This window comes from Kribbella sp. NPDC048928 (assembly GCF_043197975.1).
In the GTDB taxonomy this organism is placed as follows: domain Bacteria; phylum Actinomycetota; class Actinomycetes; order Propionibacteriales; family Kribbellaceae; genus Kribbella.
This window is the reverse complement of record NZ_JBICUC010000007.1, coordinates 140,283-165,464: the sequence shown is the minus strand read 5'-3', so window position 1 is coordinate 165,464 and position 25,182 is coordinate 140,283. Positions and strand designations below refer to the sequence as shown.

The window sequence follows — 25,182 nt, the reverse complement described above, 5'->3', positions numbered from 1 at the left end:
TCGAATTGGTTGGATTGCCCGGAAGAAGGCTCAGCTGCGGACGAGGCGGGCGATGGCGTCCGAGGCCTCGCGGACCTTCTCCTCGGCCTCGGGCCCACCCTTCTGGGCGGCCTCGACCACGCAGTGCGAGAGGTGCTCGTCGAGCAGCTCCAGCGAGAAAGACTGCAACGCCTTGGTGGCCGCGGACACCTGGGTCAGGATGTCGATGCAGTACTGGTCCTCTTCGACCATCCGCTGCAGGCCGCGAACCTGTCCCTCGATCCGCCGCAGCCGCTTCAGATGGCTGTCCTTCCGAGCGGTGTACCCATGCACGTTCTCGCCGGTCATCTCACGGTCCTCTGCTCGCCTCAACTACCCCTTGGGGGTATATCCACATCCCTGAAGGTACCCCCTCCGGGTATGGAACGCAAGCGCGGTCAACCTCGCCGCTGGTGGGTTGGCACCTCGCATGCACGAGGCCAACCCACCAGCTCGAAGGTCAACCTCTGAGTTGGTGGGTTCGGCTTGTGGTGGGGGTCAGTTGGTTGGTTCGCCCGCGGTGCGGCGCCGGCGGCGAAGGGCGCCGATCCCAGCGATTCCGAGCGTGAGCAGGGCGGCTGCCGCCCCGGCCGCCAGCCCGTAGCGCAGCCCGGGTGGGACGAACGTGCAGTCGACGTGGTCCGCCGTACCGGTCAGGCGGACGGCCATCAGACCGCCGAAGTCGCTCGGGACCTGCGGCTTTCCGCCGCCCGTACAGGTCCAGCCGTTGATCTTCGGTGCGCTGACGATGGCCCAGCCCTGGCTGCCCGCGGGCAGCGTCGCGTGGATCGAGTGACCGCCCGCCTGTACCTGTGTCGCGCCGGTCGTGCGTAGTCTCTGCACGGCCTTCTCCAGTGCCGGCGGGCTCAGGCAGCCGATCGCGTTCCGCGGCGGGATCCCTTGCGGGGCAGCGCCGAAGTTCACCTCGACGAGCACGACGCCGGACGCGGGTACGGTCCCGAGTTCGACCATCGCACTGCTGGTGTTGATCCCTGGCCGGCGTGACGAGCTGAGCTCGCGCCACTCGCCGTCGGCCAGCCGGGCGCGGCCGCCGACCCGCGGCATGTACAGGTACGCAACACTCGTCGGCGCGCAGCGCGCGACGATCTTGACGTCCCCGCTCGCGAACCGGGTGCCCTTGTACTTCGGGACCTCGTACACCGTGGAACCGAGCAGTCGCTCCTGCGCGACGTACGGGTTCGGGGCGGTGGTCTCGACCGGGGCCGCTGCGGCGAGCCGGCGCCGTACCGTGACCAGCGGCGGAGCTTCGGCCTTGCTGATCTCCGGCGTACCGTCGACCAGTCGCATCCGCGCGCCGACCGAGAAGATCGCGTCGGTCACGGGATTGTCGAGCGAGCGTGACGCGCGCCCGTACCCGGACCAGCCGAACCCGAGCGAGGTCATCATCTGGTTCACCGAGTACGGCAACAGGCTGCTGTACAGGCCTGCACCCTGCCCGCCGAGCAGGATCGGGTCGTTCGGGGTGATCGAGGTCCCTGCTTCGGTCCGGTACGTCGGCCAGTCGCCGGCCTGGCGGAGCGCGTCGTACCGCTCCGTCTGCTTCGCGTCCCAGGGCAGGTTCGACGTGCTGAGGATCTTGGCGCGGTACTCGTCGGTGATCACCGCGGTCCAGGTCGTCTCCGCGGCCACCACCGCGAGCAGCGCGGCGAACGCGGCCACGACCGGCAGGCGCCACCGCCGCGTGCGGGGGATCCGGCGCAGCAGCCAAATGGTGCCGAACGCAACCAGAGTCGCCACTCCGACCGCGATCAGCACGCTCATCCAATGCCGTTTCAGCAGGGAACTGCCGTCGGACACTACGGCGATCAACGCCAGCAGTGCGCCGCCGCCGAGCAGCGCGATCGGCCCGGGCAGCTTGTGCGCGACCGACACCCAGGCAGCCACCACGAGCAGCCCGCAGAGCACGAACGCCTCGCGGTACTGACTGCCGTTCGGGGTGTCGAACGCGTGCCAGAACTCCTGGGTCGGCGCCCATCGGAACGACAGCGTCACGCCGACGACGGCGATGATCCAGATCACCTTCGGCCGCCACGGAACGAACTTGTTGAACGGCAGCGTCAGCGCGAGCAGCAGCGCGACCGTACCGACGTACAGGCTCGCGGTCCGCCCGACGCCCTCGGACATCGGCAGCAGCCGGGACAGGAAGATGCCGATCGGCGTGGGCCGGAAGATCCCTGACGGGGACGGCGTTGCGTCGCGGTTCGCCAGGTAGATCGGTAGCAGGATGGGCGCGGCCAGGGCCATCCCGAGCGCGAACGAGACCCCGTGCCGCACCAGCGACCGCAGCCGCAGCGACCAGGTCAGATCGCTGCTCAGCAGCCGGGCGAGCAGATAGATCCCACCCGCGAACGTTGCCATGTAGGCGGTGTAGAAATTGGACAGCCAGAAGACGGCGACCACCAGCACGCTCAGCACCCGGTTGGTCCGGCGCAGTGACCACTCCGCGACCAGGAAGAACATCGGCAGGGCGATCAGACCGTCCAGCCACATCGGGACGTAGGCTCCGTCGTCGATGGCCCAGCCGCAGACGCCGTAGGAAACTCCCAAGATTGCTGCAACCCAACGGGGTCCTCGGCGCATCTTGAGTAGTGCGGCCGTCATTGCGGCGGCCGCGAGGCTGAGCTTGAGAATGGTGATGACGAAGACGGCCAGGTCGATCTGGTCGCGGGGGAAGAGGCGTACCAGCAGGGACAGTGGGCTGCCGAGATCGACGCCGAGGTCGGCCAGGAAGCCGACCCCGAAGGCGCTCTGCCAGTTGAACAGCAGGTCGCCCTGGGCCTGGCCGTGCAGGACGTCCCACAGGTGGGCGAAGAACGGGATGTACTGGGTGCCAAGATCATTGGTACTGCGGGACAACGAACCGAAGGGAAAGGTACCGCGGATGATTCCGGAGGCGACGAACACCGCCGCCACCACGGCGGCGGCGACGCAGGCAGGCAGCAGCGCCGAGCGCCCCCGCCCGGGCTGTCCTTCACCGATGTCCTCGGAAACCATTGGCCGCCCCTTCGATCCGGTCGTACGGCCGCCAAAACTAGCGGTTCATACTGGTCTGGACAACAATCGCATCATGATGGCAACCCGGGGCGGATGGGGACGACGATGCGGTTGAGTCTGGTAGTGCCTTGTTACAACGAGGTCGAGGTGATCTCCCGATTCCATCAGGCGCTCAGCCTCGAGCTGGCCGGCACCGGTCGGCCGTACGAGATCGTGTACGTCGACGACGGTAGCGCTGATGGGACGCTCGACGCCCTGGTTTCGTTGGCGGCCACCGACGAATCGGTCCGTTATCTTTCCTTCAGCCGGAACTTCGGCAAGGAGGCCGCGATGCTGGCCGGCCTGCGGTACGCGACCGGCGACGCCGTGGTGATCATGGACGCCGACCTGCAGCACCCGCCGGAGCTGATCGGGCGGATGCTCGCGGAGTACGAGCGCGGCTTCGACCAGGTGATCGCCCGCCGGAACCGGACCGGCGACCCGGCGACCCGGACGCTGTTCGCGCGGGCGTACTACTGGCTGATCAACAAGTGGGCCGACGTCGAGCTGATGGACGGGGTCGGCGACTTCCGGTTGCTGTCCCGGCGCGCGGTCGACGGCCTGCTCGAGCTGAACGAGTACAACCGGTTCTCGAAGGGGCTGTTCGCCTGGATCGGCTTCGAGTCGTTCCTGTTCGAGTACGACAACGTGAAGGCGGCCCCGGACCGGAAGAGCCGCTGGACGTTCCGTCGGCTGCTCGAGTACGGGCTGGACGGGCTGCTGTCGTTCAACAACAAGCCATTGCGGGCGGCGATCTACATCGGCCTGCTGCTGACCGGGGTCGCCGCGGCGTACGCCGTCTGGGTACTCGTGGCCGCGCTGGTGCACGGGGTCGACATGCCTGGGTACGTCACGCTGATCGCCGCGATCACCGGCCTCGGCGGGCTGCAGATGGTGATGCTCGGCGTGATCGGCGAGTACATCGGGCGGATCTACTACGAGACCAAGAAGCGCCCGCACTACCTGCTCAAGCAGACCAACATGGACCCGGCGGACCGGCTGAACATGCCACCGGCCCCCGGTGGCGGAACCACCAGGGGCCGGTAGAGGTACAGCTGCCGAGGATCAGGCGGTGAGCCGCTCCTCGGTGGAGGTGGAGAACAGGTGCAGCTTGTCCGGCACCGCCGCGAGGCGGACCGTGGAGCCCTTCTCGACCTGCATCCGGGCGTCGATGCGAGCCACGATCTGCTGGGTCTCACCGTCGGTGGTGTCCGCGGTGCCGTACAGGTACGCGTCCGCGCCGAGCTCCTCGACGACGGCGACCTTCACCGGCAGGCCCTCGTCGGCGACCTTGAAGGCCTCCGGGCGAACGCCGACGGTCAGGGTCTTGTCGCTACCGGCCTTGGCCAGGATGTCGCGGCCGATCGGGATGGTGTAGTCGCCGACCTTGGCGCCGCCCTCGGCGATGTCCGCGGTCAGCAGGTTCATCGCCGGGGAGCCGATGAAGCCGGCGACGAACTTGTTCTTCGGGTGGTCGTACAGGTTCAGCGGGGTGTCGACCTGCTGGAGCAGACCGTCCTTGAGGACCGCCACCCGGTCGCCCATCGTCATGGCCTCGACCTGGTCGTGCGTGACGTACACGGTCGTGACGCCGAGGCGCTGCTGCAGCTCGGCGATCTGCGTACGGGTCTGGACCCGCAGCTTGGCGTCGAGGTTCGACAGCGGCTCGTCCATCAGGAAGACCTGCGGGTTACGCACGATCGCGCGGCCCATCGCAACACGCTGACGCTGACCACCGGAGAGCGCCTTCGGCTTGCGGTCCAGGTACTCCTCGAGGCCGAGCAGCTTGGCGGCCTCCATGACGCGCTTGGCACGGTCCTCCTTGGAGACACCCTGCATCTTCAGCGCGAAGCCCATGTTGTCCGCGACCGACATGTGCGGGTAGAGGGCGTAGTTCTGGAACACCATCGCGATGTCCCGCTCTTTCGGCGGGCGGTGCGTGACGTCCCGGTCGCCGATGTAGATGGAGCCCTCGTTGACCTCTTCGAGGCCGGCGAGCATCCGCAGCGAGGTCGACTTTCCACAACCCGACGGGCCGACGAGAACCATGAACTCGCCGTCCTCGATCTCGAGGTTGAGCTTGTCGACGGCGGGGGTGTCGCCACCCGGGTAGATCCGGGTTGCGGACTTGAATGACACAGTGGCCATGACTGTACTTCCCTTCACCGGCAGGAACGTGCCGGACGATCCGAGTAAAGGTTCCCCCGGGCGGGGGAGTAGTTGGCCTATCCTCGCCCGGCGCCACTCGTCCTGACAAGGTTTACGGCGTGTGACGTGTCCGTTCTGTTCACGGAGTGGACATCCCTGCGCAGTCTGCAAGTTCTTGCAGGATCTTGCTGAAATGTCAGCGGCGTCTGGGTACAGTGCCCCGCGTGAGCAGCAGAGCACGGCTGGCGGACATCGCGGCCAAGGCGGGGGTCAGTGAGGCGACGGTCTCGCGGGTGCTGAACGGAAAGCCGGGAGTCGCCGAGGACACCAAACAATCGGTCCTGACCGCTCTCGACGTCCTGGGATTCGAGCGGCCGGCGCGGTTGCGGCGGCGCTCCGCGGGCCTGATCGGGCTGGTGATGCCCGAGCTGATGAACCCGATCTTCCCGGCGTTCGCGCAGGTCATCGAGTCGGCGTTGTCGCAGCGCGGGTACACGCCGGTGCTGTGTACGCAGTCTCCGTCCGGCGCGACCGAGGAGGAGTACGTAGAGATGCTGCTCGAGCGCGGCGTCTCCGGGATCATCTTCGTCTCCGGCCTGCACGCGGACACCGGCGCCGACCACGCCCGGTACCAGGCCCTGGTCGAACGGCGGCTGCCGGTGGTGTTCGTGAATGGGTGGCTGCCGTCGGTCGAGGCGCCGTTCGTGTCGTCGGACGAGCACGCCGCGATGGAGCAGGCCGTCTCGCACCTCGTTGCCCTCGGCCACCGTCGGATCGGCTTCGCCTCCGGGCCGGAGAGGTTCATCGTCGTGCAGCGGAAGCTGGCCGGGTACCGGACCTCGATGAAGGCCCAGCTCGGCCTGTCGGACGAGGACCTGGACCCGATGGTTGCCCTGAGCATGTTCGGCGTCGAGGGCGGCGAGGCGGCCGGCCGGCAGTTGCTGGAGGCCGGGGTGACCGCGGTCGTGTGCGGCTCCGACATGATGGCTCTCGGCGTGATTCGCGCCGCTCGCCAGCGTGGGCTCACCGTCCCGGGCGATATCTCGGTGGTCGGCTACGACGACGCACCCATGATGGAGTTCACCGACCCCCCGATGACCACCATCCGCCAGCCCGTCCAGCCGATGGGCCTCGCCGCCGTCCAATCCCTCCTCGAAGAGGTCCGCGGCCACACCACCCCCCACACCGAATTCCTCTTCCGCCCCGAACTCGTGGTCCGCGGCTCAACCGGCCCCGCCCCGGCGTGAAAACTCCGGCCCGGTGTCGTCCCCTGCCGGGCGACTCCGAGCCGGAGGCTCTTGGTGGACACCCACGCAGGCAGAACCCCCGAAATCGGGCCGTTTCAGCGTTGGAAACTGGGGTTCTGCCTGCGTGGCGGTACTACTTGGAGGTGTGGAAGGCGGTCTTGGCGAGGTTGAAGCCGTTTGACCAGAGGGAGTTGACCTTCGAGCGCTCGGTCGAGTCCGGGTAGGCGTTGGTGCACGACGGGCCGGGGCCGCCGCCGGACATCAGCTCCGAGCACGGGCCGGTGTAGTGGTCCGGCAGGCCGAGGACGTGACCGGTCTCGTGCGCGACGATCCGGGTCTTGTCGTACTGCTCCGCTTGCGCGTAGTCGATGAAGACGTACCCGCTGCCGTGCCCGTCGGTGGACGCGTACGAACCACGCGGGTCGTTGCCCTCGGTGTAGTAGAAGTCGTAGTTGCTGCCCTCGGCGAGCTTCACGTTGCTCACCGACGAGTTCCAGATCTGCGCGCTGGACGAGATCTGGGACGCGAACGTCGGCGCGTCGACCGCGTACGTCACGGTCACCGCGGTGACCTTGCGGCCCGACTTGGCCTGCTGGGCCTGCTTCGCGCGGGCGGACTTCATCACGGCGTCGTAGAACGCCTTCGAGGCGGCCTCGTCCTGCGGCGAGCCGACGTACGCGGCGCGGGTGGCGGCGGTGGAGGCGTTCGGGTTGGTGGCCTGCGCGGCAGTCGAGGGGGACGCTGCGAGCGCGGGAACGGCCAGAGCGGCAGCGGCGAGCGCTGCCAGACTGGTCAGGATACGGCGATGCGACATGGAGGGCCTCACTCCGGATCGGTGGCGGATAGCGACGGGCGGATTACCGATCGCCACCATCGGATGCTCCCAAGGGCTCCGGATTTCCGCAGCAGATCGCGGCAAATCGAGGGGTTAACCCGCGTCGCGGGCCGGCCGTTCTATGCCTGGCATAACTGTCGGGCTATGGGCGATCGTGGGTGGTCAGGAACGTTCGGAGGTCGTTCGCGATCCGGTCCGGGTACTCGCCGTTGATCGCGTGCGACGCGTCCGGGTAGTACGCGACCGTCTTCGTGCGCAGGGCGCGTTCGGCCGTACTGCGTGCTGTCTCGGGACGGTGCATCACCGAGCGTCCGGCGATGATCGCGAGCACCGGCATCGGCAGCGCGGACAGTTGCTGCTCGGTGATCCGTCGCGGCTGCGGCTGGCGCATCGTGTAGTTCTTCATCCCGGACTCGATCATGTCCGCGACCGGCACGTGCTCCACCGGCCTGCCGCCCGCGGTGTAGGAGTTGAAACTGTCGCGCCAGGAGCGCGGCAGCCATTTCATGGCGGCAGGCAGCGATCGCAGTACGGTCTGCGCGGGGATCCCGTCGTACACGTTGACCGCGTCCAGTGTGGTGACCGTGGCGATCCGGTCCGGCCGGCGGACGGCGAGATTCATCGCGGTCCAGCCGCCGATCGACATCCCGAGCAGGTTGAACCGCTGCTCGGGGAGTGCCGCGAGGGCCTGGTCCAGCCAGGCTGCCTTGTCCTCGTCGGAGCTGATCGGCCGGTTCTGGACGCTCATCCCGGGCTCGCCGAGCAGGTCGATCGCGTAGGCGTCGGTGATCGCGAGCAGTGACTTCAGGTTGGCCGCCCACACCGGCGTCCCCGACGAGGTGCCGGGGAGCAGTACGAGCGGATCGAGACCGCCCTTCGCGCCGGCGTACGCGTACACCCGGACGTCGCCGTAGTCGGTGCCGACGTCGCGAACGGTCGTCGCGGCCGGGAGGTCCCGCATCGCGGCGTCGTACTTGGCGCGATAGTCCTCGTGGCCGGCGGCACTGTTCCAGTGGCCGATCGGATTCCTGGGCATGAACCTCTCCTAACCGCTTGGTAGGTAATCCAACCATACGGTAAGTTGAGATCATGCCTTCAGCGCGTGGCCGGAACCTGACCTTCACCGAGGAGGCGCGCCGCGGACAGTTGATCGACGTCACGATCGAGCTCGTTGCCGAGCACGGGTACGGCGCGACCTCGCTCGGGCGGATCGCGGAGAGCGCCGGCATCACGAAGGCCGGCGTGCTGTACCACTACCCGTCGAAGCAGGCGCTGGTCGAGGCCGCGCACGAGGGCGTGCTGTCGGAGCTGGTGACGGCGGTCGGTGCGGCGGTCGACGCCGCGGAGCCGGCTGACGGGCCCGCCGCGTACATCCGGTCGATGGTCGGGCACCTGCGAGAGCGGCCGCGGCATGTACGGATGCTCATCGAGGCGATGACCTCGGTCACACCCCTCACCGACTCCAAGGCGCGCTGGTCGGCGGTCGCAGACCTGGTGTCGGCAGCGCGGGCCGCACGCGGGGTCGACGGTGAGCTGGATCTCCGGACCGCGGCGCTCGTGATCGGCGGCGGCATCGACGCGATCGTCGCCGAGTCCCTGACTGACCCGTCGTACGACGCAACCGCCGCCGCCGAACTCCTGATCACCGTTGTGGACCAGGGCCTACTGACCTGAGGGCCCTAGTGTCTCGCAAGCGATGTAACTTGCCGCTAGCTCTCGCCGGGGATGCCGACGTTGAGGAGGCGGGCGCCGGGACCGCGGGTGGAGAGGCGGTCCTCCTTGTTGTAGAGGTTGCAGCGCTGCAGGCTCAGGCAGCCGCAACCGATACAGGTGTCGAGGTCGTCGCGGAGGCGCTCCAGCTCGGAGATCCGCTCGTCGAGACGGCTGCGCCACGACTTCGACAACTTGCTCCAGTCGGCCCGCGTCGGCGTCCGGTCCTCGGGGAGCGAGTCCAGCGCCTGCTTGATCTCGGCCAGCGCCAGCCCGACCCGCTGCGCAGCCTGCACGAAGGCAATCCGGCGCAAGGTGCTGCGCTGGTACTGCCGCTGGTTCCCGGCCGTACGGCGGGACAGGATCAAGCCCTGGTCCTCGTAGAACCGCAACGCCGACGCCGCCACTCCCGACCGCTGCGCGATCTCCCCGATCGAGAGCCAGTGCTCCTTGCTCGGGACGTTCTCGTCTCGCATACCGCCACCCTAGAACGGCGCTCCAAAAACTCAACCATGCTTGAACTGTGCGAGCCCGATGCCGAGAGCACCAGTCGATCGACTGGTCTGCTCCGCAGCGCCCCTCGAACCCGCCGGGGATGACTTTGTGCATCAGATCCGTGCCGACGCTGCCGAACTTTGCGGATCTGGTGCACAAAGTCGTCCGGAGTCAGGCGCCGGGCCGCGATGGGGGACCAGTTGGGCGGGTGGTCCGGCGGGGGGTGGGGTGGTCGGGGTGGTCGTCACGATCGGTTATACTTTTGTGGTGTCGGTGCGCGCGTCGCGTCACCAGAGTTGTTCCAGGCGCTCCGACCCGTCGGTTTCAGCAACCCGCTGAAGGTCCCGGCGACATGGGTGCAACGCGATAGCACCCGCAGGTCGATGCCCGTCTCCTGCTGAAGTACGTGTCCGGTCATGATTCGTGACCGGCGCTCACGTGCGACTGCGATCCGGCGCCTATCGTCCGTGAATCCGAGAGAGAGTTTGCGTGACCCAGCACCACCAGCACGACGACTCCGCCGACGGGCGGAGCAAGAAGCCACGACACAAGAAGCACCAGAACCAGTCCTACGGCGAGCGCCTCGCCGCAGAGCCGAACTACGTCGCGCCGCGGGAGACCTCGCGCGACGAGCCTGCCGTGAAGGGATACCGCTCCGAGCAGCCCCGCTCGGACCGCGGCCAGCGCTCGTCCGACCGCCAGTACGACCGCAACGACCGGCCGTCCTACAACCGCGACGACAAGCCGGCGTACAACCGGGACAACAACCGGTCGTCGTACAGCCGTGACGACAAGCCGGCGTACAACCGCGATAACAATCGGTCGTCGTACAGCCGCGACGACAAGCCGGCGTACAACCGCGATAACAATCGGTCGTCGTACAGCCGTGACGACAAGCCGGCGTACAACCGGGACAACAACCGGTCGTCGTACAGCCGTGACGACAAGCCGGCGTACAACCGCGATAACAACCGGTCGTCGTACAGCCGTGACGACAAGCCGCAGTACAACCGGGACAGCCGCTCGTCGTACAACCGGGATGACAAGCCGGCGTACAACCGGGACAACAACCGGTCGTCGTACAGCCGTGACGACAAGCCGCAGTACAACCGGGACAGCCGGGATAACAACCGGTCGTACAACCGGGACGACCGTTCGTCGTACCGGCGGGACGACCGGCCGCAGGGTGAGCGGACCGACCGCCCGAGCTTCAACCGCGACGACAAGCCGCGCTACGAGCGGAACGACAAGCCGCGTTACGAGCGTTCCGACCGGCCGCGGTTCGAGCGGGACGACAAGCCGCGCTTCAACCGCGACGAGCAGAGCGTTGCCAAGGACGTTCCGGTCGACCTCGGAACTGTTGCCGACGACAACCAGTTCGCCGCGCTCGGTCTCGCGCCGCGGCTCGTGCAGCGGCTGGCCCGGGACGGCATCACCGCGCCGTTCCCGATCCAGGCTGCGACGATCCCGGACGCGCTGGCCGGCAAGGACGTGCTCGGTCGCGGTCAGACCGGTTCCGGCAAGACGCTCGGCTTCGGTCTCCCGACGCTGATGCGGCTGGCCGGCGGCCACACCGAGTCGCGCCGCCCGCGCGGGATGATCCTGGTCCCGACCCGCGAGCTCGCGATGCAGGTGCACGACGCCCTCGAGCCGCTGGCGCACGTGATGAACGTGTCGCTGAAGCTGATCGCCGGCGGCCTGCCGTACCCGAAGCAGATCGACGCGCTGCGCCGTGGCGTGGACCTGCTGATCGCCACCCCGGGCCGGCTGATCGACCTGTGCGAGCAGGGCGCGGCCGACCTCGGTGCCGTGGAGATCGCGGTGCTGGACGAGGCCGACCACATGTGCGACATGGGCTTCATGCCGGCGGTCACCACGCTGCTCGACATGACGCCGCCCGAGGGCCAGCGGCTGCTGTTCTCCGCGACCCTGGACAACGACGTCGACAAGATCGTCAAGACGTACCTGAAGGACCCGGTGCAGCACTCGACCGAGTCCGGCCAGGCGACGGTCACCACGATGGAGCACCACCTGCTCGTCATCGAGCCGGCGCACAAGCAGTCGCTGACCGCGGAGCTCGCCAGCCGGGAAGGCCGGACCCTCGTGTTCGTCCGGACCAAGCTCGGCGCCGACCGAGTGGCGACCCAGTTGCGGGATCGTGGCGTGATGGCCGCTGCTCTGCACGGTGGTCTCACCCAGGGCGCCCGGAACCGGACGCTCGAGCAGTTCAAGGACGGTTCGGTTCCGGTGCTCGTGGCAACGGATGTCGCGGCACGCGGTATCCACGTCGACGACGTCGGCCTGGTTGTTCAGGCGGACCCGGCGGCGGACCACAAGGACTACCTGCACCGGGCCGGTCGTACGGCGCGAGCCGGTGGCGAAGGCGCGGTCGTGACCCTCGTCCTGCCGCACCAGCGGCGTGGCATGGTCCGGCTGGCCGAGTCTGCCGGTGTCGACGTCGAGCCGGTACGGGTTCGTCCGGGCGACGACGTGATGACCGGCCTGACCGGCGGCAGCAAGCCGTCCGGGTACCCGGTGAAGCTCCCGGCGCCGAAGCCGCGTGGCAACAAGGGCGGTCGTCGCTTCGGCAACACCCGTCCGGGTGGTCGCGGCAACGGTCCGCGGCGCAGCTCCGGCCCGCGCAAGACCTACCAGCACTGACGATCTGCACACGTTTGAGGGGTTAACCCACCAGCGTGCCCGTTACCTCGCCGCATGCACATGGCGAACGGGCAAGGTTGGAGGTTAACCCCTCAAACGTTTCGGGGTGGTGGGGTCAGGTGAGGACTGCCCAGAGGCGGGCCAGCAGGGTGCCGATCTCGTCGGCGTCGAGCGGGATTAGCTCGAGTTGGAGTTCGCCCTCGGTCATCCGGTCGGTCATCACGTAGATCGACGGGGTACCGGCCTCGAGCTCGGTGGCGACGCGCTTGGCGTCCGCGACCTTGAGCAGGACGCGGGACACCGGAAGGCCGGACGGATCCAGGACCGACCGGACCTCGACGCCGGGGATCCGCGCCACGTCGGCGACGAACGCGTCCACCTTGGCGCGCTCGTCGGCCTGCCACTTGACCCGGTCGAACGCCTGCCACTCCTCGAGCGCGGCGAGTACGCCGATGATCGACTCCTTCGTCGGCTTCATCACCCGGCCGATGCCCTTCTCCTGGGCACGGACGGCCTGCACCAGCGACCAGGTGCCGGCGACGAGTCCCGCGGTCGGCGAACCGAGGTACTTCTGCCCACTGACGAGCACCAGGTCCGCCCCGGTCGCGAGCAGGTCCGCGATCCGCGGGAACTGCGCCGCCCCGTCGATGATGGCCGGCACGCCGCGGCGGTGCGCGGCCTTGATCGCCGCCGTCAGGTCGAGCGGCTCGCCACGGGTCAGCCGCGACGACACCAGCATCAGGCACGCGACGTCCGGGCCGTCGAGCTCGGCCTCGAGATCGTCGATGGTGCAGCCGTCCTCGTCGCCGGCCAGGTCGACCTGCGCGCCGGCCAGCCGGATGCCTTGCAGGTTCGAGTGGCCGTAGTCGATCACGTGGCAGGCGGGCAGGACGACGCGGTTGTGCATGTCCGTTGCGTCCGGCAACGCGGCCGTCCGCCGGGGGTCGCCGCCGGTCATCGTCGCCGCGGTGGCCAGCGTGATGCCGGCCGCGGTGCAGTGCACGACGGCACCTGCCTGGGCGCCGGTGACCTGCGCGATGGCCTCGCTGGCGCGATCGCCCAGCTCGTCCATCACGAAGAACTCCGGCAATGCCTGTGCGACGGCCGCAGCCACCCCGTCGGAACTTCTGGACACCCCGAGCGGGGTGTACGTCCCCTTGGCGTTGATCACCACACTCAACCGATAGCGGTCATGAATGCTCATGGTGTAGCCGAGCGTAGTGGTCACCGAGTGCAATTGGCGAGAGTCTGTCGGTACGAGTTATTGACCCGAAGCTACTGGTGAGTCATCCTCACTTTTACCGACCTGAGGAGGGCCCGTGCTCCGCCCCGCACTTCGAACCCGCCTTCGTACGACAGCCGCCGCGGCCGCCGTCGTCGCCGTCCTGGCAGCACTGCCCGCACCGACCCAGGCCGCCCCGGCGGCTGTCCGGCAGACCGTTGCCGGCACCCCCGGAGATTATTGCCTCGAGCAATGTCGCGACATCCTGCCGCCGGGCCAGAACGGTAACGCGACCTTCACGGATCTCCTTGCTTTCAAGGCGTTAGGGGTCCGTCCGCCGCACTTCAGCGACAGCCTGAAGCCGTACCAGGATCTGGTCTGGAACTCCCAGGGCATCACCGACGACGGCCTCGCGCAGTACTACGACGACTCGTCGTTCGGCGTGAAACCGGACGACATGGCAAGCACCGCGCATCCGCGCAGCGACGTGACGATCGTCCGCGACAAGTCGCTCGGCATCCCGCACATCACCGGTACGACCCGGCTGGGAACGATGTTCGGAGCTGGGTACGCCGGCGCGCAGGACCGGCTGTTCGTGATGGACGTGTTCCGGCATCTCGGGCGCGGTCAGCTGACCCCGTTCGCGGGCGGTGCCGCGGCGAACCGTGAGTTCGAGCAGGAGTTCTGGCGGACGGCGCCGTACACCGAGGCTGATCTGCAACGGCAGTTCGACGACGCGGCCAAGCTGTACGGCGCGGACGGCGTGAAGATGCAGCAGGACATCCAGGCCTGGGTCGACGGGGTCAACCACTACATCGACACGGTCGGCATCGCCTACCCGGGTGAGTATGTCGCGCTCGGTCTGCAGTGGCCGACGCCGCACTGGAAGGTGACCGACGTGGTCGCCACCGCGGCCGTGGTCGCGGGCATCTTCGGGACCGGTGGTGGTGCCGAGGTCACGTCCGCGCTGGCGCTGCTCGAAGCGCAGGCGAAGTACGGAGTTGCCCAGGGCACCAAGGTGTGGGAGTCGTTCCGTTCGCAGAACGACCCCGAGGCCAGTACGACGGTGCACAACGGAACGACGTTTCCGTACGGAACCACCGGCCCGAACCCGGCCGGTCGTGCGCTGCCGGATCGCGGTTCGGTGACCGCCGAGCCCGAGGTGATCGACCAGACCGTCGACAAGACGGCGGCCGCGAAGCCCGCGCCGAAGGGATCGGAAGCGCTCAAGGGGATCTTCGACGGCGGAATGTTTCCGGACGGTTTCGGAAAGAAGGCCATGTCGAACGCACTCGTGGTTTCCGGCGCGCACACGCAGTCCGGCAATCCGATCGCGGTCTTCGGCCCCCAGACCGGGTACTTCGCGCCGCAACTGCTGCTCCGCCAGGAACTGCAGGGCCCCGGCGTCAGCTCACGCGGGATCGCGTTCGCGGGCCTCAACTTCTACACGCTGATCGGCCGCGGGCCGGACTACTCCTGGAGCGCCACGTCCGCCGGGCAGGACATCACCGACACGTTCGCCGTACCGCTGTGCGAGCCCGGTGGCGGCACGCCGACCAAGAACTCGCAGTACTACGTTTTCCGTGGCCAGTGCACGCCGATCGAGCGGCTCGAGCGGCACAACGCGTGGTACTCGAGCCTGGGTTCCTCGGAGCCGGCCGGCTCGTACACGTTGGTTGCCCTGCGCACCAAGTACGGCATCGTCACACATCGCGGAACGGTCGGCGGAAAACCTGTTCTGTTCACCAAGGACCGGTCGACGTACGGCAACGAGGCAGGGTCCGCGCTCGGGTTCATGCAGTTCAACGACCCGGACAAGATCCACTCCGCCGCGGACTTCCAGAAGGCCGCCGCGAACATCGGGTACACCTTCAACTGGTTCTACACCGACAAGAATTCCATCGCGTACTTCAACTCCGGCGACAACCCGGTCCGCGCCGACGGTGCCGATCCGAACCTGCCGACCTGGAGTTCGTACGAGTGGAAGGGCTGGAACCCGGACACCAACCGCGCGACCTACACCCCGCCGGCCGAGCATCCGCAGGTCGTGAACCAGGACTACCTGACCAGCTGGAACAACAAGCAGGCGCCCGGGTACTCCGCGTCGGACGGTCAGTGGGGGTACAACTCGGTCTACCGCAGCCAGCCGCTCGACGACCGGATCAAGGCGGTCATCGACGGCGGGCAGAAGTTCACCCGCGGCAAGCTGGTCGAGGCGATGGAGGATGCGGCGACCGTCGATCTGCGCGGTGACGAGGTCCTGCCGTACCTGTTGCGCGTCCTGAAGTCCGCGCCGATCACCGACCCGGCGGTGGCCGACGCGGTGCACAAGCTGACTGCCTGGCAACAGGCCGGCGCCCACCGCAAGACGCCCGGCCCGAGCTCGACCATCTACGACAACGCCGATGCGATCCGGCTGCTCGATGCGTGGTGGCCCCTGCTCGTCCCGGCTGAGTTCAAGGACCTCGGACCGGACCTGTACGGCGCGCTCGTCGCCAACCTGAAGATCGACGAACGCCCGAGCGCGCAGGGGTCGGCCTTCCAGAGCGGCTGGTGGGGCTTCGTCCAGCGCGACCTGCGGAAGGTCCTGGGCGACCCGGTCAAGGCGTCGCAGCCGGTGACGTACTGCGGCGGCGGGTCCCTCGCGACCTGCAGGTCGGTCCTGACGGAGACCTTGCTCGCGGCAACCAAGGTACCGGCGTCGACGACGTACCCGGCGACCGCCGACTGCGCGGCGGGCAACCAGTTCTGCGCCGACCAGATCGCGCACAACCCGATGGGCGGCATCACCCAGGACCGGATCGCCTGGGTGAACCGGCCGACGTACCAGCAGGTGGTCGAGTTCCCGGCCAAGCGCGGAGACGACGTCAGCAACCTGGCGGCGGGCAAGACCGCGACCGCGAGCAGCTACGAGAAGGGCTGGTACAACTCGCCCCCGGCGCAGGCGGTCGACGGAAAGTCCGACACCCGGTGGGCCAGCGATTGGTCCGATCCGCAGTGGCTGAAGGTTGACCTCGGCAACGAGCAGCAGGTCGGCCGGGTGGTGTTGCAGTGGGAGGCGGCGTATGCGAAGGCGTACCGGGTCGAGGTCTCGCGGGACGGGTCGACCTGGCAGCAGGTGTCCGCGACGACGGCCGGCAACGGCGGCGAGGACGTCCTGCGATTCGCCGCCGTACCGGCCCGCTATGTCCGCGTCACCGGCACCCAGCGCGCCACGTCGTACGGCTATTCACTCTATGAGCTGCAGGTCTTCAGGTGGTGATGGCCGGGCGCCTGTCAGGATGGGTGCATGAGCCAGAACTTTCCTCCGAACCAGCCGTTCCCGCCGCAGCAGGGTTACCAGCAGGGGCCGCCTCCGGGCTACCAGGGACCGCCCCCGGGATACCAGCCCGGCCCGCCGCAGCAGCAGGGGTACGGACAGCAGGGCAACTACCAGCCGGCGCCCCCGAGCGTGCCGCACGTTGCGCCGCAGGGGTCGCCGTACCCGGTGCTGGTTTCGACGATGAACGACCTGCCGGGGTACACCGCGGAGACGGTGTTCGGCGAGGTGTTCGGGCTGACCGTGCGGAGCCGGGACTTCGGGTCGAACTTCACCGCGAGCTTCCGGTCGCTCGGCGGCGGCGAGGTGCCGGAGTACACCCAGATGCTCGCCGAGTCGCGGCACGTCGCGGTGATGCGGATGTGCCAGATGGCGCAGCAGATGGGCGCGAACGCGATCCTCGCGATGCGGTTCGACTGCAACGAGATCGCGCAGACGATGAGCGAGGTCGCCGCGTACGGCACGGCGGTCATCGTCCGCAAGGTCGAGCCGCCGCGCCCGCAGGACTCCACCCCGGACGAGGATGATGCGAATGACAGCTGATCTGGCCCCGTCGAGCTCAGCGAGCGAAGAACTGACTTTTCCGCCTGGGTTCAGGTGGGGGGTGTCGACGTCGGCGTACCAGATCGAGGGCGCCGTGGCCGAGGACGGCCGCGGTCCCTCTACCTGGGACACGTTCAGTGCCGAGCCGGGCCGCACGCTGAACGGCGACACCGGTGCGGTCGCCTGCGACCATTACCACCGGTACGCCGAGGACGTCGCGCTGATGCGCGAGCTGGGCATCGACACGTACCGGTTCTCGTTCGCCTGGCCGCGGATCCAGCCGACCGGGAGCGGACCGGGGAACGCGGCCGGCCTGGACTTCTACGACCGGCTGATCGACACCCTGCTCGGCGCCGGGATCCAGCCGGCGCCGACGCTGTACCACTGGGACACCCCGCAGCCGCTCGAGGACGCCGGCGGCTGGCTGTCCCGCGACATCACCGATCGGTTCGCGGAGTACGCGGCCATTCTGGGCGCCAGGTTCGCGGACCGGGTGCCGTTGTGGATCACGATCAACGAGCCGATGGTGCTGACCTTGATGGGCTACTCGCTCGGCGCCCACGCGCCCGGCAAGGAGTTGCTCTTCGACGCGCTCCCGGTCGCGCACCACCAGCTGCTCGCGCACGGCCGCGCGGTGCAGGCGCTGCGAGCTGCCGGCGCCACCCAGATCGGGATCGCGAGCAACCACGCACCGACCTGGCCGGCCGGCGACAGCGCGGAGGACAAGGAAGCGGCGGCCCTGTACGACAACCTGATCAACTGGTTGTTCGCGGACCCGATCATTCTCGGGGAGTATCCGTCGGGGATGGGGGACGCGATGCCCGGTCCGGTTGCCGACGATCTGAAGATCATCTCGACGCCGCTCGACTTCTTCGGTATCAATCACTACGCGCCGGTGTCGGTCGGCGTCGCGACCGGTCACGCCGACACTGCGGCGACCGACGGCGTGCTGCTGCCGCCGGGGTTGCCGTTCGAGCCGCGGACGTTGACCGGGTATCCGACGACAGACTTCGGCTGGCCGGTGGTGCCAGAGGCGCTCGGGGAGATCCTGCGGATCTTTCGGGAGCGGTACGGCGAGAAGCTGCCGCCGATCTACATCACCGAGAACGGGTGTGCGATCAACGACGAGCCGGTCGACGGGGTGGTGGACGACCAGCGCCGGATCGACTACCTCGACGGGTACCTGCGATCGCTGAAGGCTGCGATGGATGACGGGGCCGATGTTCGCGGGTACTTCCAGTGGTCGTTGCTGGACAACTTCGAGTGGGCGGCCGGCTATTCGCAGCGGTTCGGGTTGGTCCACGTGGACTTCTCGTCGCTGGAGCGGACGCCGAAGGCCTCCTACCACTGGCTGCAGGCGCTGATAGCCCAGAACCGCTGATGATCCCGGGCGAGCCTGCTGCGTTGGCCGAGCCCGTCGTTCGGGTGCGGGGTGGGTGGACGGCGGCTGTTGTGCTGGCCAACGTCGGGGTGTTCGCGGCTTGGCTCGGACCGATCCAGGTCTTGCTGGCGAAGCAGTCCGAGGCGGTTGCGCCGGGCAACAAGGAGTTCGTGTTCGGGCTGGTGACCGGGGTCGGCGCGGCGGTGTCGGTGGTTGCGAACCCGGCGTTCGGTGCGATCTCTGACCGTACGACGTCGCGCTTGGGGCGGCGGGTGCCGTGGGTGGTCGCCGGTGCCGTTGGTGGAGCCATCGGTCTCGGCATCTTGTCCGGCGCCCGTGTGATCGCGCTGATGCTGCTCGGCTGGTGCCTGATGCAACTGTTCGGCAACGCACTCCTGGCCGCGGCGACCGCCGTCGTACCGGATCGAGTACCCGTTGCACAGCGCGGAGTCGTCGGCGGCTGGGTGGCCATCTCCCAGGTGCTCGGCGCATTGGTCGGTACGGCACTCGCAGCGGCCTTCAACAACTACACCCTCGGGTACATCGCCTGCGCCGCGTTCCTGCTGTTCTCCGTTGTGCCCTACCTGCTCCGCAGCCATGACACCGTTTTGGTGGAGCGACCAACGTTCGTACTGCGGAACTTCGTGACCAGCTTCTGGATCAGCCCGCGGCGCTACCCCGACTTCGGCTGGGCCTGGCTGACCCGGTTCCTCTTCAATGTGGGCAATGCGCTGGGGACGCTGTACCTCTTCTACTACCTGCAGGACGAGGTCGGCGTCGACGATCCGGACACCGGCGTACTGATCCTGACCGCGATCTACAGCGTGTGCGTGCTGGTGACCGCGATCAGTCTGGGCCGTTGGTCGGACCGTTCCGCGCGGCGGAAGGTGTTCGTCACCGCGTCCGGCTGGGTGATGGCCGTCGCCGGCGTGATCCTTGCCGTCTGGCCGACCTGGACGGGTGCGATCACCGGGGCGATCGTGCTCGGCGCCGGGTTCGGCGTGTACCTGTCCGTCGACTTCGCGCTGCTCACCGAGGTCCTCCCGAACGCCCGCGACCGCGCGAAGGACCTCGGCGTCATCAACATCGCGAACTCCCTGCCGCAGGTGCTCGCACCGGTCATCGCCGCGCCGATCGTCAAACACCTCGGCGGCTACCCGGTTCTCTACCTGCTGGCCTCCGCGGTCACGGTCCTGGCCGGCGTGCTGGTGACGAGGATCCGCTCGGTCGCCTAAATGAGCTGCGACAGGCGCTTGGCGGCCGGTGAGGTTGCGGTGATCTGGATGCGGTCGAGGTTCAGCCAGGCGGCCATTTGACGGAGCTCGGCGGCCAGCGGCTCGATGAAGCCGGGGGAGTCGGGTTCGGGGGTGAGGGTGGGGACGAGCAGTGCGGAGTTCTGGCGGTCGGCCTTCAGGTCGACGCGAGCCACCAGTTGATCGCCGAGCAGGAACGGCAGCACGTAATAGCCGTGGATCCGTTGCGGCGCGGGGGTGTAGATGCTGATCCGGTAGAAGAAGTCGAACAGGCGATGCGTACGGTCGCGATTCCAGATCAAGGGGTCGAACGGCGACAACAAGGCCTGCGCGTCGATCGGGCGGTCCTGCGCCTGGTGCCACAGGTACGACTGTTGCTTCACGCCCTCGACCCGGACCGGAATCAGGTCGCCGGCCTCGACCAGCTCCCCGATCACCTCGCGACCTGTTGCGGCAGGCAACGGAAAATGCGCCTGCCCGCTGCCCCCGCACAGCTCTTTGAGGGTTGCGATCCCGAGACCGCGAGCCGCGATCCGTACCAGCTCCCGGCGGGCCTCGTCGGCGGTCGGCTCCGGTGCGTTCAGTACGTCGCTCGGCAACACCCGTTCGGTCAGGTCGTAGATCCGCTCGAAGTGCCGACGACCCGCGATCGTCACCTGCCCTGTGCAGAACAGGTACTCGACGGCGATCTTCGCGTCCTGCCAGTTCCACATCTTGCCGGTCCCCGGATCCGGATCGGGGTCGGTGCGCTTGCGCCGTACGCCGTCCGGACTCGCCTCGCCCGCGGTCACCGGGCCCTTCTCGCGGACGAGCTCCAGGACCTGGTCGACGTACCCGGGCCGCTCCGCCGTCAACCGGCGCATGCCCGCCACGACCGACCACGGTGCGGTCACGTCCGGGCTCAGCTCGTCGTCCCACACCTGCCGCTCGGCCGCCCGCATCCGCCAGCGCATCAGCGGGTGGTTGCCGAGCGGGATCAGCGCGGCCTTGTGACCCCAGAAGTACTCGAACAACTCCCGGTCCGCGCCCCAACTCAGCTCGTCGAGCGTCGACTGCGGATAGGCGCCCGCCCGCGCGTACACCGGCAGATAGTGCGAGCGGCACAACACGTTCACCGAGTCCAGCTGCAGTACGCCGGCTTGCTGGATCGCTGCCCGTACCTCAACGCGTTCGCGCGGATCGCCGAACCCCTGTGCGGCCAGGGCGATCCGCCGCGCACACGCCACCGAGACTTCGTCCCCAACGGCCATACCCCGAACCTATAGCGCAGCAGCGGTCACGTAGGTGTCGCTGATCGCGTGGAAGACTGCCTTGGGTTCCCAATTGCCGTTCGGGTTGACCATGACGACGCCGTACGAGGCGAGATCGAGGTCCTGGCGTGGACCGGGCCGATGCGGGAACTTGTAGTTGGCGAAGGTGTACCAGAACGCGGTGTCGATGCCCTCGGCGTCGAAGATCGCGATCAGCTCCCGGAAGTACGTCGCCTGCCCCTCCTCGTCGCGTACGTAGTCGCCGTCCAACTGCCACGGCTCGTGGTTGCGATCGATGATCATCCAGCCGCGGCCGCCCCGATCGCCGGCGCCGCGGAAGGTCGCACTGCCGAACTCGGTGATCACGATCGGCCGCCCGTGCCGCCGCAGCCCGGCGATCTCCTGCCGGAACGTCGCGGCGTTGTTCGCTCCGCGGTAGGCGTCGACCGCGACGAAGTCGAACAACGTCCAGTCCACGCCCTCGAAGGGCAGCGCCGCGTACGTCAGCTTCCCACCGAAGATCGGCCGGACAGCGCCGACGACCTCGCGCAGGAACGCGTTCAGCCTCGGCCGGACGCCCCTGGCTAGCTCGGCCAGCTCGGGCCCGCGCTGCGAGAAGACGGCCAGTCGCTGGAAGAGATCGTCACCGGGTACGAAGCCGCGGGCAAACAGACTCAGCTCTCCGCCGAGTACGAGCGCAACCTCCGCACCCTCCTGCCGAAGCTTCTCGGCGCGACGAGCGCAGTCGACGAACAACTCGTGCATCTCGTCCTCGGTCAGGTCGCATGGGAACGGCGAGATCCAGGCCTCGAGCCCGACCGCAGCCGCGGATGAGCCCGCGATCGCGAGCCGCTCCGGGTCGCTGCCGGTGATCCGTACCGCGGTGCAGTGCAGGTCGTTCGCGATGACTCCCAGATCGCGCCGTACGACGTCGGGGTCGAAGGCCGGCCGCGTGTGCCCGCCGCTCAACTGGGAGCCGGTGTCGTAGGCGATTCCCTTACCGCGCATGGGCCACCGCCCGCTGCCGACGGCTGCGGAACCAGAGCGCGCAGCCGGCCAGGAGCGCAAGGGCGCCGACGTGCAGGATCGGCGACAGGTTCGCCATCGTGTCGAGCGGGAGCGAGTAGATCAGCACGAGGCGGACGATCGCGTCGATCAGCAGTACCGCACCGAAGAGCGCCGTCAGCAGGAAGAAGTGCTTCCGGAACGCCGTGTCGGTCCGCCAGCGTTCGGTCCAGTCCGGACCCTTGGCGACCTTGCTCGCCAGCGTGTAGACGAGGGGCTTCCCGATCAGGCACGAGCCGACGAGCAGCAGTCCGGCGGCGCCGGAGAGTACGGACTCCTTGGCGAGCAGGATCCGCGGGTCGTCGGTGAGGGCCGAGAGCGCCAGCAGGATCGCGAACGTCCCGCCGACGACCGCCGCGATCGCGTCAAGGCGGCGGTGCAGGATCGCCACGAAGGCGACCCGGAGCAGTGCCGCGACGGCCGCGGCGGTGAGGGCTGTCTGTACGTCGTACCCGATCGCGTGCGCACCGTAGTACACCGCGGCCGGTAGTCCGAGGTCCCAGAGCAGACCGATGAGCAGCTTCCGCATGATCCGAATCCTTTCGATTTAAGATACTGGTAGTAGCTTAGAAAGGATCGAGTGCGGCTGATTAGGCCGAATGTCATGGGATACTCTGGGTATCTCTCAGGGTGTCTCTTCAGGGGAGGACCGGATGGCTCAGGTGACGCGCCGCCGCGGTGCCGCGCTCGAGGAGGCGATCCTGCGCGCTGCCGTCGAGGAGTTGCAGGAGGTCGGCTACCGCGATCTGACGATGGACGGGGTCGCCGCGCGGGCCGGTACGTCGAAGAACGTCATCTACCGTCGCTGGCCCAGCCGGGCGGCGCTGTGCGTGGCGGCGTACCGCGAGATGCTCCCGACCGGAGCCGGCGGAGCCCCCGACACGGGCTCGCTGCGGGGCGATGCGCTCGCGCTGCTCACCAGGGCGAACGAGCGGATGTCGTCGCCCGTCGGCCGGATCCTGCGCGAGCTGCTGGCCGACATCCACTCCGATCCCGAGCGCCTGCGCGAACTCCGGGACCAGGTCGCCCACGCCGGCGTCTCGCATTGGCTCACCGTCCTGGCGCGCGCCGTCGCCCGCGGCGAGGTCGGTCAGGCGGCGCTCACCCCGCGCGTCGCCACGGTCGCGGTCGATCTGCTCCGCAACGAGTACGCGCTCAACGGCGCCAGGTCCGTGGCGCCCGAGGTCCTGACCGAGATCGTCGACCAGGTCTTCCTGCCACTCACTAGGCAGGTACAGGCTCCAGGGAGTAGCTGAGGTTCAGCCTGCGGTACGCCGCGCTCGCGAACGCCAGCAGTACGACGACCAGCATGACCAGGCTCGCGACGACGAACGCGAGGGCGATGCCACGGGCCTGACCCGCGCCCAGCAGCCAGCCGAACGTGGAGCGCCCGGACGCCGAGTCCATGTACGGGATCAGCAGGAACTGCGCCGCCGGACCGATCGCGAACGCGGCGATCGGGGTCGACGCGGTCTCGATGCTCTGTGCGAACCCGAACACCCGTCCCTGCTGCTCGAACGGCACCATCCGCTGCAGGATCGTCTGCTCCGCCGCTTCGGCGATCGGGACGAGCAGGAAGAAGCCGAGCATGCCCAGCACCAGCAGCGACTGCCACTCGCGCACCGCCGTACCGATGCCGACGACCGCGATCGCGACGTTCGCGATCAGCAGCACCCGCAGCGGCGAACGGCCCAGTCCGAACTTGGCGACCAGTGCACCGCCGGCGATGAATCCGATGCTGGTGATGCCGAGCACGACACCCCAGGACTGCACCGAGAACAGGTTCAGCCCGTACGGATCCATCAGCGCCATGAAGACGCCCATGATCAGGTTGTTGAAGGTGCTGAACAGGATCAGCGGCAGCAGACCCGGAACGCTCTTGATTGTGCGCCAGGCGGTACGGACATCGAGCCGGGCCTGCTGGTGGTGCTCCGGCCGCGGCTCGTCGAGGTGGATCGCGAACAGCAGGTGTACGAGGACCACGGCGGTGAACCCGACTGCGATCGCGACGGTGCCGCCCATCCCGACGAAGCCCACCGACAGGCCGCTGAGCACGCTGGTGATCAGGTGCGCGACCCCGTTCACGGTGCCGACCAGGCCGTTCGCCTTGTCGCGGCGGTCGGCGGGGACGAGCAGCGTCACGGCCGTCGACAGCGCGATGCTGCGCAGTTGACCGGCGGTGCTGCCGATCAGGATGAGGAGCGTGAACGCCCAGAACCACGGCCCGTGCCAGTCAGTGAGGTGCCGGCCGACCGCGACGTACAGAACGCCGGCCAGCGCGAACGCCACGCCCGTGATCGAGGTCGACAGCGTCATCGCGGTCTTCTTCCGGTGCGAGTCCACGATCGCCCCGAAGATCGTCCCGGAGGCGGCGCCGATCAGCATCGAGACACCGGAGACCACGGACGCCGCGAGCACCGAACGCGTCACCAGGTACACCCAGAACGCGAAACCGAAGCTCAGGAACGTGGTCGTCACGTTCGCCGCCAACGTGTTGATCAGCAACTGCCTGAAGGTCCTGTTCATACTTCTACGTCGGACGGGACCTCACGGAATTGACATGGTTTCCCGAAGTTTCTCGAAGTCGGCGGGGTCGAGCGGGACCAGGCCGCGGCGTAGCTGGTAGCCCCAGTTCGGGGACTGGGTCAGCTCGAGGGCCAGGTCGTGGAGCGCGGCGCGGCGTACCGGGAGGAACTCGATCCGGCGGCGCCAGGGCTGGATGGTGCCACGATCGCCCATGGACATCGGTTCGGCCTGGTACGGCGCCTCGTCGACGACCACCCCGAGCGCCGTGAACGCCCGCAACGGCCGCTTCTCGAGATACCGCTCGGTCGGCGAGTAGATCGCGAAACCGTCACCCTGGCGCAGGCGCGCGACACCGTACCGCTTGCCGTGGTTGAGCTGGATGAAACCACCCTGGACGGCCCGCTGGGTGTGGTCCGCGGAGACCACACCCAACCAGGCTCTCTGTATGTTCATGG

21 protein-coding genes are annotated in these 25,182 nt (G+C 68.2%); 9 read left to right on the top strand and 12 right to left on the bottom strand.

Features of this window, described 5'->3' with window-relative positions:
* Window positions 1-30: 30 nt before the first annotated feature.
* Both ACGFI6_RS28980 and ACGFI6_RS28975 read right to left on the bottom strand, forming a co-directional pair.
* A complete protein-coding gene (locus ACGFI6_RS28980; RefSeq protein WP_393124020.1) occupies window positions 31-327 on the bottom strand; it encodes a metal-sensitive transcriptional regulator in 297 nt (98 codons plus the stop codon).
* 189 nt (window positions 328-516) lie between these two features.
* Window positions 517-3,033, bottom strand: a complete 2,517-nt coding sequence (locus tag ACGFI6_RS28975; RefSeq protein WP_393124018.1) for a YfhO family protein — start codon at window positions 3,031-3,033, stop codon at window positions 517-519.
* Between the two features lie 105 nt (window positions 3,034-3,138).
* Between ACGFI6_RS28975 and ACGFI6_RS28970 the strand changes: the two genes are divergently transcribed.
* Window positions 3,139-4,119: a glycosyltransferase family 2 protein gene (locus tag ACGFI6_RS28970; RefSeq protein ID WP_393124016.1), complete on the top strand. Its 981-nt coding sequence runs from the start codon at window positions 3,139-3,141 to the stop codon at window positions 4,117-4,119.
* Between the two features lie 18 nt (window positions 4,120-4,137).
* On the opposite strand, the gene ACGFI6_RS28965 is transcribed toward ACGFI6_RS28970, so the two are convergent.
* A complete protein-coding gene (locus ACGFI6_RS28965; protein WP_393124014.1) occupies window positions 4,138-5,220 on the bottom strand; it encodes an ABC transporter ATP-binding protein in 1,083 nt (360 codons plus the stop codon).
* 224 nt (window positions 5,221-5,444) lie between these two features.
* Between ACGFI6_RS28965 and ACGFI6_RS28960 the strand changes: the two genes are divergently transcribed.
* On the top strand, window positions 5,445-6,467 hold the full coding sequence (locus ACGFI6_RS28960) for a LacI family DNA-binding transcriptional regulator (protein WP_393124012.1): 1,023 nt from the start codon (window positions 5,445-5,447) through the stop codon (window positions 6,465-6,467).
* 133 nt (window positions 6,468-6,600) lie between these two features.
* Here ACGFI6_RS28960 and snpA read toward each other — a convergent pair whose 3' ends face one another.
* On the bottom strand, window positions 6,601-7,281 hold the full coding sequence (gene snpA, locus ACGFI6_RS28955; protein ID WP_393124010.1) for a snapalysin: 681 nt from the start codon (window positions 7,279-7,281) through the stop codon (window positions 6,601-6,603).
* Window positions 7,282-7,444: 163 nt separating this feature from the next.
* On the bottom strand, window positions 7,445-8,338 hold the full coding sequence (locus tag ACGFI6_RS28950; protein WP_393124008.1) for an alpha/beta fold hydrolase: 894 nt from the start codon (window positions 8,336-8,338) through the stop codon (window positions 7,445-7,447).
* Window positions 8,339-8,391: 53 nt separating this feature from the next.
* Between ACGFI6_RS28950 and ACGFI6_RS28945 the strand changes: the two genes are divergently transcribed.
* Window positions 8,392-8,976, top strand: coding sequence for a TetR/AcrR family transcriptional regulator (locus ACGFI6_RS28945; RefSeq protein WP_393124006.1), 585 nt, complete (start codon window positions 8,392-8,394; stop codon window positions 8,974-8,976).
* Window positions 8,977-9,011: 35 nt separating this feature from the next.
* On the opposite strand, the gene soxR is transcribed toward ACGFI6_RS28945, so the two are convergent.
* Window positions 9,012-9,488 carry a redox-sensitive transcriptional activator SoxR gene (gene soxR / locus ACGFI6_RS28940; RefSeq protein ID WP_393124004.1) on the bottom strand — a complete coding sequence of 159 codons (477 nt, stop codon included), beginning with the start codon at window positions 9,486-9,488 and terminating at the stop codon, window positions 9,012-9,014.
* A gap of 508 nt (window positions 9,489-9,996) precedes the next feature.
* Here soxR and ACGFI6_RS28935 point away from each other — a divergent pair.
* The gene (locus tag ACGFI6_RS28935) at window positions 9,997-12,168 is read left to right on the top strand and encodes a DEAD/DEAH box helicase (RefSeq protein WP_393124002.1); all 2,172 of its coding nucleotides are present in this window, start codon (window positions 9,997-9,999) and stop codon (window positions 12,166-12,168) included.
* 115 nt (window positions 12,169-12,283) lie between these two features.
* Here ACGFI6_RS28935 and ACGFI6_RS28930 read toward each other — a convergent pair whose 3' ends face one another.
* On the bottom strand, window positions 12,284-13,372 hold the full coding sequence (locus ACGFI6_RS28930) for an aminotransferase class V-fold PLP-dependent enzyme (RefSeq protein WP_393124001.1): 1,089 nt from the start codon (window positions 13,370-13,372) through the stop codon (window positions 12,284-12,286).
* A 115-nt stretch (window positions 13,373-13,487) separates the two neighbouring features.
* Between ACGFI6_RS28930 and ACGFI6_RS28925 the strand changes: the two genes are divergently transcribed.
* From ACGFI6_RS28925 to ACGFI6_RS28910, 4 genes are read left to right on the top strand one after another with little or no spacing between them, the layout of a single operon-like run.
* Complete coding sequence (locus tag ACGFI6_RS28925) at window positions 13,488-16,652, top strand: penicillin acylase family protein (RefSeq protein ID WP_393124000.1); 3,165 nt, start codon at window positions 13,488-13,490, stop codon at window positions 16,650-16,652.
* A 27-nt stretch (window positions 16,653-16,679) separates the two neighbouring features.
* Complete coding sequence (locus tag ACGFI6_RS28920) at window positions 16,680-17,252, top strand: YbjQ family protein (RefSeq protein WP_393123998.1); 573 nt, start codon at window positions 16,680-16,682, stop codon at window positions 17,250-17,252.
* Entirely contained in the window at window positions 17,242-18,633 is a 1,392-nt protein-coding gene (locus tag ACGFI6_RS28915) for a GH1 family beta-glucosidase (RefSeq protein ID WP_393123996.1), read from the top strand. The genes ACGFI6_RS28920 and ACGFI6_RS28915 overlap by 11 nt, the downstream gene beginning before the upstream one ends.
* Window positions 18,633-19,868, top strand: a complete 1,236-nt coding sequence (locus tag ACGFI6_RS28910; RefSeq protein WP_393123994.1) for an MFS transporter — start codon at window positions 18,633-18,635, stop codon at window positions 19,866-19,868. The genes ACGFI6_RS28915 and ACGFI6_RS28910 overlap by 1 nt, the downstream gene beginning before the upstream one ends.
* On the opposite strand, the gene ACGFI6_RS28905 is transcribed toward ACGFI6_RS28910, so the two are convergent.
* The 3 genes from ACGFI6_RS28905 to ACGFI6_RS28895 are packed head-to-tail and all read right to left on the bottom strand — an operon-like array spanning window position 19,865 to window position 22,730.
* Window positions 19,865-21,136, bottom strand: a complete 1,272-nt coding sequence (locus tag ACGFI6_RS28905) for a winged helix-turn-helix domain-containing protein (protein WP_393123992.1) — start codon at window positions 21,134-21,136, stop codon at window positions 19,865-19,867. The genes ACGFI6_RS28910 and ACGFI6_RS28905 overlap by 4 nt on opposite strands.
* Window positions 21,137-21,145: 9 nt before the next feature.
* Window positions 21,146-22,144 (bottom strand): hypothetical protein, encoded by a 999-nt coding sequence (locus tag ACGFI6_RS28900; protein WP_393123990.1) that lies wholly within the window; start codon window positions 22,142-22,144, stop codon window positions 21,146-21,148.
* The gene (locus ACGFI6_RS28895; protein ID WP_393123988.1) at window positions 22,134-22,730 is read right to left on the bottom strand and encodes a VC0807 family protein; all 597 of its coding nucleotides are present in this window, start codon (window positions 22,728-22,730) and stop codon (window positions 22,134-22,136) included. Before ACGFI6_RS28895 ends, ACGFI6_RS28900 begins: the two co-directional genes overlap by 11 nt.
* Before the next feature lie 124 nt (window positions 22,731-22,854).
* Between ACGFI6_RS28895 and ACGFI6_RS28890 the strand changes: the two genes are divergently transcribed.
* Entirely contained in the window at window positions 22,855-23,457 is a 603-nt protein-coding gene (locus ACGFI6_RS28890) for a TetR/AcrR family transcriptional regulator (RefSeq protein ID WP_393123986.1), read from the top strand.
* Here the strand turns inward: ACGFI6_RS28890 and ACGFI6_RS28885 are convergent.
* Together ACGFI6_RS28885 and ACGFI6_RS28880 are read right to left on the bottom strand one after the other, a co-directional pair.
* Window positions 23,426-24,727 (bottom strand): MFS transporter, encoded by a 1,302-nt coding sequence (locus tag ACGFI6_RS28885; protein WP_393123984.1) that lies wholly within the window; start codon window positions 24,725-24,727, stop codon window positions 23,426-23,428. The genes ACGFI6_RS28890 and ACGFI6_RS28885 overlap by 32 nt on opposite strands.
* Before the next feature lie 21 nt (window positions 24,728-24,748).
* On the bottom strand, window positions 24,749-25,180 hold the full coding sequence (locus tag ACGFI6_RS28880) for an EVE domain-containing protein (RefSeq protein WP_393123982.1): 432 nt from the start codon (window positions 25,178-25,180) through the stop codon (window positions 24,749-24,751).
* Window positions 25,181-25,182 lie beyond the last annotated feature (2 nt).